The 13,088-nt window shown below is 60.7% G+C and carries 14 protein-coding genes; 8 read left to right on the top strand and 6 right to left on the bottom strand.

Translation table 11 applies throughout. From position 1 onward, the window contains the following. The first annotated feature begins 49 nt into the window (after positions 1-49). The 6 genes from J7E24_RS05295 (at position 50) to trpS (ending at position 5,094) form a co-directional block, all read left to right on the top strand. Positions 50-886: a DUF4198 domain-containing protein gene (locus J7E24_RS05295; RefSeq protein ID WP_215135869.1), complete on the top strand. Its 837-nt coding sequence runs from the start codon at positions 50-52 to the stop codon at positions 884-886. Positions 887-990: 104 nt separating this feature from the next. Further along, positions 991-1,365, top strand: a complete 375-nt coding sequence (locus J7E24_RS05290; RefSeq protein ID WP_019947928.1) for an STAS domain-containing protein — start codon at positions 991-993, stop codon at positions 1,363-1,365. A 111-nt stretch (positions 1,366-1,476) separates the two neighbouring features. Then, the gene (locus J7E24_RS05285) at positions 1,477-2,394 is read left to right on the top strand and encodes a ribonuclease Z (RefSeq protein ID WP_215135867.1); all 918 of its coding nucleotides are present in this window, start codon (positions 1,477-1,479) and stop codon (positions 2,392-2,394) included. A 155-nt stretch (positions 2,395-2,549) separates the two neighbouring features. Beyond that, a complete protein-coding gene (locus tag J7E24_RS05280) occupies positions 2,550-3,302 on the top strand; it encodes a queuosine precursor transporter (RefSeq protein WP_215135865.1) in 753 nt (250 codons plus the stop codon). A gap of 11 nt (positions 3,303-3,313) precedes the next feature. Next, positions 3,314-3,961: a hypothetical protein gene (locus J7E24_RS05275; RefSeq protein ID WP_215135863.1), complete on the top strand. Its 648-nt coding sequence runs from the start codon at positions 3,314-3,316 to the stop codon at positions 3,959-3,961. A gap of 155 nt (positions 3,962-4,116) precedes the next feature. Beyond that, entirely contained in the window at positions 4,117-5,094 is a 978-nt protein-coding gene (gene trpS / locus J7E24_RS05270; RefSeq protein ID WP_215135861.1) for a tryptophan--tRNA ligase, read from the top strand. A 40-nt stretch (positions 5,095-5,134) separates the two neighbouring features. On the opposite strand, the gene J7E24_RS05265 is transcribed toward trpS, so the two are convergent. From J7E24_RS05265 to J7E24_RS05245, 5 genes are all read right to left on the bottom strand, one after another. Then, positions 5,135-5,992, bottom strand: coding sequence for a hypothetical protein (locus tag J7E24_RS05265; protein ID WP_215135859.1), 858 nt, complete (start codon positions 5,990-5,992; stop codon positions 5,135-5,137). Positions 5,993-6,123: 131 nt separating this feature from the next. After that, a complete protein-coding gene (locus tag J7E24_RS05260; protein WP_251047027.1) occupies positions 6,124-7,242 on the bottom strand; it encodes a CaiB/BaiF CoA transferase family protein in 1,119 nt (372 codons plus the stop codon). Positions 7,243-7,450: 208 nt separating this feature from the next. After that, entirely contained in the window at positions 7,451-8,140 is a 690-nt protein-coding gene (locus tag J7E24_RS05255) for an ATP-binding cassette domain-containing protein (RefSeq protein ID WP_215135857.1), read from the bottom strand. Next, positions 8,140-8,475: a hypothetical protein gene (locus tag J7E24_RS05250; RefSeq protein WP_215135856.1), complete on the bottom strand. Its 336-nt coding sequence runs from the start codon at positions 8,473-8,475 to the stop codon at positions 8,140-8,142. Before J7E24_RS05250 ends, J7E24_RS05255 begins: the two co-directional genes overlap by 1 nt. A gap of 47 nt (positions 8,476-8,522) precedes the next feature. Continuing rightward, complete coding sequence (locus J7E24_RS05245; protein WP_215135854.1) at positions 8,523-9,263, bottom strand: class I SAM-dependent methyltransferase; 741 nt, start codon at positions 9,261-9,263, stop codon at positions 8,523-8,525. Positions 9,264-9,457: 194 nt separating this feature from the next. On the opposite strand from J7E24_RS05245, the gene J7E24_RS05240 reads away from it, so the two are divergent. After that, entirely contained in the window at positions 9,458-10,477 is a 1,020-nt protein-coding gene (locus tag J7E24_RS05240) for a Gfo/Idh/MocA family oxidoreductase (RefSeq protein ID WP_215135852.1), read from the top strand. A gap of 177 nt (positions 10,478-10,654) precedes the next feature. Beyond that, a complete protein-coding gene (locus J7E24_RS05235) occupies positions 10,655-12,376 on the top strand; it encodes a DEAD/DEAH box helicase (RefSeq protein WP_215135850.1) in 1,722 nt (573 codons plus the stop codon). 171 nt (positions 12,377-12,547) lie between these two features. On the opposite strand, the gene J7E24_RS05230 is transcribed toward J7E24_RS05235, so the two are convergent. Further along, positions 12,548-13,000, bottom strand: coding sequence for a DUF4265 domain-containing protein (locus J7E24_RS05230; protein ID WP_215135848.1), 453 nt, complete (start codon positions 12,998-13,000; stop codon positions 12,548-12,550). Positions 13,001-13,088 lie beyond the last annotated feature (88 nt).

Raw genomic sequence — 13,088 nt, 5'->3', positions numbered from 1 at the left:
GCGCGCTGGCGCGGAAATTTTTCGGCCCCTTATTCTCCTGCTAAGCCCTATGAAGTGCCTACTTCCTGCCTCGCTGCTACTGCTGCTGGCGGCCACAACCGCCACGCTGGCCCACGAGTTTTGGCTGGAGCCGACTCGGTTTGTGGTGGCCCCGGGCACCAGCGTGCACCTGCGGCGGCTGACGGGCGAAAATTTTACGGGCGAAGCCTGGGCCGGCCGCTACGGTCGTCTCGAACTGCTGCGCCACTATGCGCCTGCTATGCCGCCCGCCGATTTACGGCCGGCCGCCGCGGCCCCCGATGATTCCATCCAAAGCACCGTGACGTTCACGGAGCCCGGCACCCACCTCGTGGCCCTGTCCACCAACAACGCCACCATCACCCTGGAAGCCGATAAGTTTACGGCCTACCTGCGGGAAGAAGGCCTCGATAATGTGCTGGCCCTGCGCGAGCAGCGCGGCCAGACCGCTGCGCCCGGCCGCGAGGCCTACCGCCGCTGCGCCAAAACCCTGGTGCAGGCCGGCCCACCCTCCCCCACTGATACGGCCCGCGCCTGGGCCCGGCCTGTGGGCCTGCCGCTGGAGCTGGTGCCCGAGCAAAACCCCTATACCTTGGGGCCCGAGGGCGCATTAACCGTGCGCGTGCTACGGGCCGGCCAGCCGGTGCCGGGCCAGTTGGTGCTGCTGTGGCGGCGCGGCGCCCAGCCCCGGGCACTACTGCAGAAACTTCGCAGCAACCAAAACGGTCGGGTGTTGTTACATTTGTCCGGCCCAGGCCAGTACCTGGTCAGCACCGTGCGCATGGAAAGCGCGTTGGCCGCTACCGGGGCCGACTGGCAGAGTACGTGGAGCACGTTGACCTTCGGGCTACCAGGAAAAACCCGGTAGTAAATCCGAAAGCCAGCTTTTTCGGCACTCACTCCGGATTTACACCCAACGGCTTTTTTTGCTACCTTCGCAATTACTCCCCAATAACCGAACCGACCTGCGGTATGAAGTACTCCATCGATAAAAAAGAAACCTACACTATCATCACGATTGACGAGAAAAAGCTCGACACCACTGTCGCGCCCGATTTGAAGTCGGAGTTTGTCAAGCTTAATGCCGAGGGCATCAACAACCTGATTCTGGACCTGAGCAACGTAAAGTACACCGATTCGTCGGGCCTGAGCTCTATCCTGATTGCCAACCGCCTCTGCAACTCGACCGGCGGCCTATTGGTAATGACCGGCCTGCAGGACCATGTAATGAAGCTCATCACCATCAGCAAGCTCGAATCGGTACTGCACATTCTGCCCACCGTAGAAGAAGGTATCGACCGCATCTTCCTGCATGCCATTGAGCGCGACCTCACCAGCAAGGAGTAATTTTTCGGCTACAAGCTATAAGCTGCAAGCTGCAAGCCTTCGTTCTGCTGACTCGTTCTCAGAACCAACGCTTGCAGCTTGCAGCTTATAGCTTGTAGCCTCATTCACCCTATGGAGTTTGAGCTGAAAATCCTTGGCAGCGCCTCGGCCACCCCGTTTCTAGACCGTCATCATACGGCCCAGGTACTGAGCGTAAACGGTACGCCTTACCTCATCGACTGCGGCGAGGGCACTCAGCGGCGGCTGCTCGAGTACAAGCTGCGGCCCCAGCGGCTGCACAACATTTTCATCAGCCACCTGCACGGCGACCATTTTTTTGGGTTGTTTGGGCTGTTGGGTACCATGAACCTGACCGGCCGCACCGAGCCGCTGCATCTGTTCGGCCCAGCCGGCCTCGACGAAATTCTCACCACCCAGTTCCGGCACTCGCACACTCACCTCAACTTTCCGCTCGAATTCACGGCCGTCGACACCACCGCGCACCAGCTTATTTTCGAGGATAAAAACCTGACGGTGCACACGCTGCCCATGCGCCACCGCATCCCGTGCTGCGGCTACCTGTTCCGCGAGAAACCCAAGCGCCGCCGGCTACTGGCCGACCAACTGCCCACCGGCCTCACCCCCGCCCAGCTCACGGCCCTCACGCTGGGCGAAGACGTGCGCGACGAAGCGGGCCAAGTGTTGGCCCTTAATGCGGCCGTTACCACCGAGCCTAAGCGCGCCCGCAGCTACGCGTTCTGCTCCGACACGCTCTACACCGAAACCCTGGCCGGGCTGGTACAGGGTGTGGATTTGCTTTACCACGAGGCCACCTTTCTGGACGATATGCGCGAGCGGGCGGCCGTTACCCACCACAGCACCGCCCGCCAGGCCGGGCTGCTGGCCCGCCGCGCCGACGTCCAGCGGCTGCTTATCGGCCATTTCAGCAGCCGCTACCGCGACCTGGAGCCACTGCTGGCCGAGGCCCGCACCCAGTTTCCCTGGACCAGCCTGGCCACAGAGGGCAGCATGTTTTCGGTGGCGGAGTGAAGATGACGAGGCGGAAAACACCTGTCATGCTGAGCGGAGCGAAGGACTTTACCACGTAACAACGATACGTGTAAACGTAGGAAGGTCCTTCGCTCCGCTCAGCATGACAGGTGTTTTCTCCGTTTCCTGGTCTTCCTCTCTCCCATACTCTCCTTATGCCCGCCAAAACTTTCGCCCACAAAAAACAGCAGCTTTACCTAGTGCTCAGCGGTATTTTTATCGTGAATGCGCTGCTGGCTGAGATTATCGGGGTGAAGATTTTTTCGGTGGATAAGCTGATAGGGCTGCCCGGCAACCTCACGGCGGGCGTCATCATCTGGCCCGTCGTGTTCATCACCACCGACATCATCAACGAGTACTTCGGGCGCGAAGGCGTGCTGCGCGTGAGCTTCCTCACCGTGGGGCTGATTCTGTACGCCTTCCTCGTTATTCTGGCTACTACCGAACTGCCGCCGGCCCAGTTCTGGCTCGATGTAAACAGCACCGACGCGCAGGGCCGGCCGTTCAACATCGACTTCGCCTACCACAGCATTTTCCGGCAGGGCCTGGGCATTATCATCGGCTCGCTGGTGGCCTTTATTATCGGGCAGGTGCTCGATGCCAGCGTGTTCCAGTGGTTCCGGCGCGTGGCCGGTGGGCGCTACATCTGGCTGCGGGCCACCGGCTCTACGCTCATTTCGCAGCTCGTCGATTCGGTGGTCGTGCTGTTCGTGGCCTTCTATGTGTTCGGCAACTGGAGCCTAAACCAAGTGCTGGAAGTGGCCAACACCAATTACTGGTATAAATTCGCGGCGGCCATCCTGCTCACTCCTCTGCTTTATCTCGCCCGCTACCTTATTGATAGGTATTTGGGAAAGCAGGAAGCTGAGGTACTTCAGGAGCAGGCGGAGGCCGATGTGAGTGTGTAAATTCCTTTAGTATGATGCGTATTTTTTTACTGGCTTCCATTCTTCTAATCAGTGGATTGATAACAGAAGCGCGGGCACAAATAGATGATAATACGGTTGTTATTGGCCCTGGTGACCTAGGATATTACATTCTCACGGACAACCGAATCAAGCAGTACCCGGCCAGGCTTAAGGTTTTCGCAAGTCAGTTGGTTGCCAAAGACGAGCGGGGTGAGGTCAGTAAATGGAAGCCCGAAGAGGTGTACTACGTACGCACGGCCAAACAGCGGTTCATTGCTCTCCAGGATTTTAGCATCAAAAACACGTTTGGCTACCTGGAAATAAAAAGACCCGTTTTCGTGCAGCTCCTCGACAGCGGTACCTTTTGCCTGATGCGCTATGACGGGGGCTACATTCCTACTCTATTGCTTGCCCGAACCGGAGTAGAGGAGCGGCCGCTGACCATTCCTTACGATGCTTCTTCGGGCATAGGCAAGCACTTGGGCGCGGGTAAAAAGTTTCGCGAAGCGCTGGCTCCCTATGTTACCACCCGCCCGGACTTGCAACAACTATTGGCTGATAAGAAAGTATCCATCGACAACCTCGCTTTCTTTGTTAAGGCTATCAACACTGGGCAACCCTTCGATGGCCCTCTCGCAAAGCCAATAGATTTGGACTAAAGGTAGACCTACCCGGCCGCCACCGCCCATTGACGCCCGAACCAACTGCTGGGCAACTCGAATAATGGACGGTGCAGGCACCATATTCTGCAACCATACTTACGTACAACATCAAGCTAACAGCTAACAGCTGCTGGCTACTAGCTTAAAACCCTATGTCCCGCATCCTTACCGGCATCCAGAGCACCGGCCGCCCGCACCTAGGCAACCTGCTCGGCGCCATTCTGCCTGCCGTTGAGCTGTCGAAAAACCCGGCCAACGACTCGCTGTACTTCATTGCCGACCTGCACTCGCTGACTACGGTGCGCGACGCGGCATTGTTGCGCCAGAACACCTACGCCGTGGCCGCCGCCTGGCTGGCCTGCGGTTTTGATACCGATAAAAACCTGTTCTACCGGCAGTCGGATGTGCCGCAGGTAACGGAGCTGACCTGGTACCTAAGCTGCTTCACGCCTTACCCGATGCTGGCCAACGCGCACAGCTTCAAGGACAAAAGCGACCGGCTGAGCGACGTGAATGCGGGCCTATTCACCTACCCCGTGCTCATGGCCGCCGACATCCTGCTCTACGATGCCGACATCGTGCCGGTGGGCAAAGACCAGGTGCAGCACCTCGAAATTGCCCGCGACATGGCCCAGGCCTTCAACAACCGCTACGGCGAAACCCTGGTGCTGCCCCGCCCGCGCGTAGATGAGCAGGTGATGCTGGTGCCCGGCGTAGATGGCCAGAAGATGAGCAAGAGCTATGGCAACACCATTGACATTTTCGTGGATGACAAAACGCTGCTCAAAACCATCAAAACCATTGTTTCGGACAGCACCCCGCTCGAAGCACCCAAAAACCCCGACACCGACACCACCTTCAAGCTGTTCTCGTTGGTAGCCAGCGCCGACCAAGTAGCCGAAATGCGCCAGAACTACCTCAACGGCGGTTACGGCTACGGCCATGCCAAACAGGCGCTATTTGAGGCCATCCGCACCCGCTTCGCTCAGGAGCGCGAGCAGTTTACCTTCTACAGCCAGAACCTGCCCGAAGTAGATAAAAAACTGGCTGAAGGGGCGCGTAAAGCCCAGGCTTACGGCTCGGTCGTGCTAAACAAAGTGCGCGAGAAAGTGGGCTATTCGGCGCGGTAGCCAACAAGCGGCCTGTTGCCCTGGTCGCCTGCCAGCGGAATCAGTACTGCAGCCCGTCGATGTTATGGGGTTTTTGCTGGTTGCTGAAGCTGAAGCCGACTTTGCTGCCCCGGCTCACCTGCTGGTTTTCCAGCTTCTGCTTGACGGTGATTTTCTGGATATCGGTCATGGGCGGAGCAATGAGGTCGTTGTTGACGGCCGCAATCATGGCGCTTTCCACGAACAGGCGCAGTGCGTCTTCGGTCACCCTATTGTCCGACATGTCGTTGTCGGGTAGTTCGAGCTGCTGCACCCCTTCGAGGTAATAATGCTGGTCGATGTTGATGAGCAGGCGGCCTACCAGGTAACCGGGGTCGTTGAGGCGCTGGTACTTGATGCTGTCGGCCATAAAGTTGTAGGCCATGATATGGCCAAAAAACCGTCGCCGGAAGTCCTCCTCCACGTATTTAGTGGGCATGGGGCCGTAGTCGTCGGGAAAAGTAACGATGTTGGAGTGCAGCACAAACACCAGCAAATCGCCGCTGAAGCGGATATGAAACTCCATCTCATTAACCGGCCGGTACTCGATCATCACCGACGCATCGACGGCCGCCACCTTGCTGCTGAGCTCCTCTACCAGCAGCTGCGAGGCATGCCGCAGCAGCTCAAAGGTTGATTGCGTCTGACGGTAGATGGCCTGCTTGGCCGAGGATTTTTGCCGCAGCCCCTCAAAAATCTGGTTGAGACGGTCGGCGGGGGCGGCAGCCGGGTCGCCGGGGGCCTGGGGCTCATTGCCGTTGGTGTTGGGTGCGCCGGCCAAGCTGGCATCGGCCGTTGTACGGATGGGCTTGCGGGCGCTGGTGGGTGGGGGGCCCGGGGAACGGGTGAGCTTGGCGGGGCGGGAAATTTCGTCGTCCATGCAACAGAGAAAAGTGGAGGCGCGACTGAAAGCGCGGATGAAAATCAGGTAGAGATGCTCTACTTACGGGAAATCCACGCTTCTTGGTACAGCCAACCGGCCATTCCGTTCACAAAACGGTGGCCTATGATTTACCTGCTGCCTAAAATGGGTGGCCTTGGCAGCGCATCCGTTACGGGCCAGGCGCTGCTCCGAAAAGCCACTGTACGCAGGCCTGGGTGCGGGAAACCGGCTGTGGGCGGCAGCAGCATAGAGCGGGCCGCAGATTGGTTAAGCGCCTCCCCCACCGTACGCACGGCCCCGGCTGGCACGGCGCGCTTTTCCAGCTCCGTGAGCAGCTCCGTGCCGCTTACCTCGGCTATGCGTTGGGCCAGCAGCTGCTCCAAATCGTGACGGTGGGCCACGCGGTTGGGGTTTCGGCTGAAGCGGCTGTCGGCGGCCCAGGCCGGCCGGGCCAGCACGGCGCAAAGCTGGCGGAACTGCCCGTCGGAGCCCACGGCCAGCAGCAACTGCGTGCCGTCGGCGGCCCGGTACACGGTGCCATAGGGCACGATGCTGGGGTGGCCCGAGCCCAGCGGCTGCGGCTCGTGGCCAGTTACCAGCCAGGTGGCGGCCTGGTTGGCCAGCGAGGCCAGGGCGCTGTCGTGCAGCGACACTTCGAGCAGGGCGCCGCGGCCGGTTCGCTCGCGCCGGTACAGCGCCAGCAGCAGGGCTTCCTTGAGCTGATGGGCCGTGAGCAGGTCGATAAGGGCCACCGGCATTTTCTGGGGTGGCTGGCCGGGGCCGGCAGCATTCAAGTGCATAAAGCCCGTTTCGGCCTGAAGCACGGCGTCGTAGCCGGCCCGGGAGTGGGCGGGGCCGTAGCCGGTGATGGCGCCGTACAGCAGCCGCGGATTCAGGACCGAAAGCGTGGCGTAATCGGCGCCGAGCTTATCGGCGTCGCCGGGCTTGTAGGAGGCCAGCACGATGTCGGCGGTGGCGGCCAGGGCGTGCAGTTCGGCCTGGCCGGCAGCGGTAGTCAGGTCGAGCACGCGGCTGGTTTTACCCCAGTTGGCGGCGCTGAAATAGGCCGAAACCGGCGCGTCGGGTCTTTCGGCGGCCGTGCGCCAGGAGCGGGTTACGTCGCCGGCCGGGGCTTCGATTTTCAGTACCTCGGCCCCCAGCTCGGCCAGAAACTGGCCCACCTGCGGCCCGGCCAGCACGGAAGCCAGTTCCAGCACGCGCAATCCATAGAGGGGAAGTTCTGTCATCAGAAGTGAGAAGTGAGAAGTGAGAAGTGAGAAACGGTACGGGATTCTGAATGAGAAAGCACTGTCATTCTGAGCAGCGCGAAGAATCTCGCGTGCCAAAGTAACTGCCCTTTTAGCATCCTAATGCCAGCACGCGAGATTCTTCGCTTTGCTCAGAATGACGTTCATTTTTATCAGGCCTCTTCACTTTCCACCTCTCGTTCACTTCCTACCGCAAATATCCCCGGTCGCGCAAGCCGGTTTCCGTGTCGCCCAGCAGTTCCAGGCGGCCGTCGTGCAGCAGGTATACGGCGTCGCAGAGGGCCAGCACTTCCTCGTAGCGGTGGTCGGTGAGCAGCAGCCCCTTACGCGACTTTACGCGGCGCATTGTGTCGGCCAGAGCTTCGGTGTGCACGGGCATTACGCCGGTAAAGGGTTCGTCGAGGAGCGTGAAGTGAGTGTCGGCGTGCAGTAACAGCAGCACCTCCACGAGCCGCGCGGTGCCGCCCGACAGGCTTCCGGCCGGCTGGTTTAGCTGCGTCAGGAGCTCCGGGAAGTCGTGCAGGGCGGCGGTGGCATCTACCCCGAGCAGCCGGGCGGCGGCGGCCACCGTGAGCCCGGGCGGCAACAGCGGCGCCTGGGGCAGGTAGTTGAGCAGGCCCGGCCGGCGGTAGGCCGGCACCACCCGCCGCCCGTTCAGGCGCACCGAGGCATCGGCCACCGACCGGGCCCCGAACACGGTTTGCAGCAGCGTGGACTTGCCGCAGCCGTTGCGCCCCAGCAGGCCCACGATCTGGCCCGTATCCACCCGCAAATACACATCCGACAGCAGCACGCGGTTACCAAACCGAAGCTGGATGCCGTCGGCTTCGAGCACATGGGGCGGGCCGGCAGAAGGCGCAAAATCAGGCGTTGGCATCAGGCGAACAGTAAGTGGAGCAGCACTATCAGGCCGCCAAACAGCCCGGTATCCAGCACCGCCACGAAGGCCCAGAGCTGCCACGGGGCCAAATGCAGGTTGCGGTAGAAGCCGTATTGATAGGGCCGCATCCGCCCAAGCAGGTAGGCCGCCAGCGGAAACGTACTCAGCTTCAGCAGCACCAGCCCCGCGCTCAGCGGCGGTGGCCACGGCGTGCCCAGCAGGCCGGCGCTAACCCCATCGGCCCCCGCAATAATAGCCGACAGCAGCCCCGTGAGCGGCAGAACGCTGCGGTAAAATAGGGCCAGCACACGCGGATAAACAGAAAACAGCATAGGGCAAACACTACCGGAAACGAGGGCGTAACGCGCTCCGGTGCGGTTTAGTCTTTGTGGCCCAGCCGCCCGAATACCGGAAACGTAATGGTCTGCTCGTCCGGCCCCCACAGGGCCGTCAGTTCGTCGGCTACCGAAGCTACTAAATCGGCGCCGTGGTGCTGGCGGGCGTAGTTGGCCGTGGCCGACCAGGAGCGCAGGTAGCCCAGCATATCGGCCACCCGCCACTGCCGCCGCACCTCGAAACGTGCGTGCTGCACGTCGGCAAACGGAAACGGAATGCGGGCGTATTCCTCCTTGATGTGCTGGCGGTTGGTGTCCCAGTAGGGGCCCGCGGTTTCGTTGTGAAACCTATTGAGGGCCTCGTTGAGCGCCGGGCTGTCGGAATGGCAGAATTTGTAGCCCCATTCGGCCAGCACGCCACCGGGCCGTAGCACCCGCCGCGCCTCCTGGTGGAAAGCGGCGGGCTCCAGCCAGTGCAGTGCCTGGGCCACGGTTACCAAATCGAAGCTCGTGGCTGCAAAGGGCGTGTTTTCGGCCGGACTGATCTGATACGCCACGTTGGGCAGCGCCGGGGCCTCGGCCAGCTGGGCGGCGCTGATGTCGGTGGCCGCTATCTGCCCGAAGTGCCCGGCCAGCACGGCCGCCACCTGCCCGTTGCCGGTGGCGCAGTCCCAGGCATGGGCGCGGCCCGGCACCTGCGGCAGCAGCCATGCATACAGCTCCGGCGGGTAGCTGATCCGGAAACGGGCATAGAGTTTAGCCTGAGTGGAAAAACGGTCGAGCATGGGCTGGTTGTTTGTTGCTGGTTGTCAGTTGTCAGTTGTCAGTTGTCAGTTGTCAGTAAAGAACGTCATTCAGGGCGAAGCGAAGAATCTCACTCGGAATTGTTGAACGAACCGTTAATACGTCAGCAGGCGAGATTCTTCGCTTTGCGCTGAATGACGTTCTTTACTGACAACTGACAACGAACAACTAGAATATGCCCATTTCAACCGGCTTGCTGGCCTACGGTATGTCGGGCCGCGTATTCCACGCGCCCTTTCTGCAGGCCAGCCCCCACTTTACGCTGCAAGCCGTGGTGGAGCGCAGCCGCAAAACCGCCGCCGAAACGTACCCGGATATTATCAGCTACGATACGGTGGCCGAACTGCTGGCCGATGAGGCGCTGGAGTTGGTGGTGGTGAACACGCCCAACGACACGCACTTCGCGCTGGCCCGGCAGGCCTTGTTGGCAGGTAAGCACGTGCTCATCGAAAAGCCGGTGGCCACCACCGTGGCCGAACTGGACGAACTGCTGACGCTGGCCCGGCAGCAGCAACGACACCTGCTGGCCTACCAGAACCGCCGCTGGGATTCCGACTTTCAGCTGGTGCGCCAAGTAGTGGAAAGCGGCCGGCTGGGCCGGCTCACAGAGGTGCATTTCCGCTTCGACAGGTACAAGCTGGCCCTCAACCCCAAGCAGTTCAAAGAAGACTCCACCGCCCCCGGCAGCGGCCTCAGCTTCGACCTCGGTCCCCACGTACTCGATCAGGCCCTGTGCCTGTTCGGCCGGCCCCTGCGCCACCGCCTCAGCCGCGCCAGCCACCGTCCCGGCTCGCAGGTCGATGACTACTTCCACGCCCACCTGGAGTACCCCAGGGGCCTGCACGTATTCGTGGCCGGCTCACTGCTGACGGCCGCGCCAGGCCCGGCTTACGTGTTGCACGGCACCGCCGGCTCGTTCCAAAAAAACCGTGCCGACGTGCAGGAAAGCCAGTTGGTAGCCGGCCTCCCCCTTATTGCCGCCAGCTATGGCCACGAGCCCGCCGGGGCCGAAGGCATACTCACGCTGGCCACCGAGCCGGGCCAGTTCAGTACCGAACGGCTAGCGGCCCCGACTGGCAACTACCTTGGCTTGTTCGAGGCCGTGTACCAGACCATCCGCCATGGCCAACCCTTCCCGGTAGGCCCCGAGCAGCTCCGCTGGCAGCTGGAGGTTCTGACGCACGACTCCCTGTAGGGCCGAAGCGCCGGGCTACTACGGCAGCGGCCGCAGCTTTTAGCGGGCCGGAAGCTGGAAGGGGGAATATTTCAGTCCATCTTTCCTGCCGTATCTTTGTTGGCAGAGTACACAAGCGGTTTGCTGGCCGGGAAACGACAGGTCAGCCTTTATTCATCCTCTATTTCAAGCTGAACCTTGACGTTTTCCGAATTCAACCTCCACGACGATTTGCTGGCCGGCATCGACGCCATGAACTACCAGCAGGCCACCCCCATCCAGGAGCAGGCCATCCCCAAAATCCTCGACGGCAAAGACCTGATTGCCTGCGCCCAGACAGGCACCGGCAAAACCGCCGCCTACCTGCTGCCGCTGCTCGACAAGATTTCGCACGCCAAACACGGCACCACATCCACGCTGGTGCTGGTGCCTACCCGCGAGCTGGCCACCCAGATTGACGAGCAGGTAACGGGCTTCGGCTACTTCGTGGAAGCCAGCTCGATTGCCATTTACGGCGGCGGCAAAAGCGAGGGCTGGGAGCAGCAGAAGCGCGCCCTCACCTCGGGGGCCGACATTATTGTGGCCACGCCCGGCCGCCTGATTGCCCACATGCAAATGGGCTATGTGAAGTTTGAGGACCTGAAATACCTGGTGCTCGACGAGGCCGACAAGATGATGGACATGGGCTTTTCCGATGACATCCTCAACATCGTGCGGCAGCTGCCCAAGGTGCGCCAGACGCTGCTGTTCTCGGCCACCATGCCCACTAAAATCCGCGACTTCTCGAAGCAGCTGCTGCAGGAGCCCGAGGAAATCCGGCTGGCCGTAAGCAAGCCCGCCGCCGGCATCGACCAGCAGTTCTATATGGCCTTCGACCGCCAGAAAATCTACCTGCTCGAACACCTGCTCAAAACCCAGGAGGTGCATAGCATGGTGCTGTTCACGAGCCAGAAAGCGGCCGTCAGTGGCATCGTGCGGGCCATCAACAAGCTGGGCTACGTGGCCCAGGGCATCAGCTCCGACCGCACCCAGGAAGAGCGCGAGCAGATTATGCGCGAGTTCAAGAACAAGCAGTTCCCGATTCTGGTGGCCACCGACGTGCTCAGCCGCGGCATCGACATCGACTCGTTGAGCCACGTGGTGAACTACGATATTCCGCGCGCCGCCGAGGACTACGTACACCGCATCGGGCGCACGGCCCGCGCCGCCACCAAAGGCACGGCCATTACCTTCATTGCCGACCAGGACCAGGACCGGGTGCTCAAAATTGAGCAGCTCATTGAGCGCGAAGTCGAGAAGCAAAGCATCACCGAGGGCCTGGGCCTGGGCGAAGCGCCCGAGTTCGACCCCAAACGTTTCAGCGGCCTGCGCGGCAAAATCGGCGGCCGTCCCGAGCGCGGCGCCCGCAGCGGCGGTAGTCGCTCCGGCGGCGGCGCTCAGTCAGGTGGCGGCGGCCGCGACGGTGGCGGCCGTTCGGGCGGCAACCGCCCCGACCGGCGCGGCGACAAGCCCGACGCCGACCAGCAGGCCCGTATCGCCCGCGCCCAGGCGGCGTTAGCGGCCCTCGATGCCGGCCAGGCACCCGCCCAGCCCTACCAGCGCCCGCCCCGCGACGACCGCCCGGAGCGCGACGACCGCCCCCGCCGCGCCCCGCGCCTGCCCCGCCCCGAAGGCGAGGTGACGCCTACCGGCGAAGGCGAACCCCAGAACGCCGCCCCCACCCGCCAGCGCCAGGCCCCGCGCCTGCCCCTACCCGCCGACGCCCCCGGCGCCCACATCGAAGGAGCTGAAGGCGGAGCTGGTGAAGCCGAAAAGCGCCGCCGCAAGCGCGGCGGCCGCAACCGCAACAACCGCGGCCCCCGTCCCGAAGGCGACACCCCGGCCGCCGCTGAAGGACCAGCTGGTACCAGCGGGGAGTAGGGTTTAAGTGAGGCCATTAGAAAAGCCGCCGCTGCTTCGTGAGAAGTGGCGGCGGCTTTGGTTTAGGGGTGATTAATTTATCAGGATTTTACAATCTTTCAAAATATCAACTAAAATATTTTTTTCACCACTAAAAAGCTCATAAAAATCACAACTAGTAAAAGAGCTGACTTATATCTGAGTTGCATGTATTCCGCTCAAACAATCTCCAAAATCTATATTGCCTAACAATTCTTCTGCGAGTAAGAAAGCTCGTATGGGTGAGTAAAGCACTTCCGGCGGGATACTTACAACCACGTAGTTGTCTCTTATATGTGTATTCACACCACACCCAAATTCATCTAACGTGGCTGTCACCCTGCTTTTGCATTCTGGCTTCCAAACGACAACCCGGGTTACACTGTAACCTGACTCTTCAATCAGCTCATCGAAGTGAAACTCTCCATCTTCAAGCTCAACTTTTACAATGTCCCCATAAGCAATATTGGGAGCGAAAGCTGGAATATGCACTAACTTATAATAATCTCCTATTTTTACAGCATCTACTTTTTCTGTAAATATTTCTGCACCCCCTGAATCATGTTTGTATGTTAAAATCAATTCTATTCTTTCAGGACAATTCATCTACAAAGCTGCACTTTAGCGTAAAAAAATAGATTTATGTTTCAACGGACCTTTCAAGTTATCGAAGTTCAGCATCCTCACAACCATC

It is taken from the genome of Hymenobacter sp. ISL-91, assembly GCF_018613725.1.
GTDB lineage: Bacteria > Bacteroidota > Bacteroidia > Cytophagales > Hymenobacteraceae > Hymenobacter.
The sequence above is the reverse complement of the archived record's forward strand: the minus strand, read 5'-3'. Positions and strand labels throughout refer to the sequence as shown.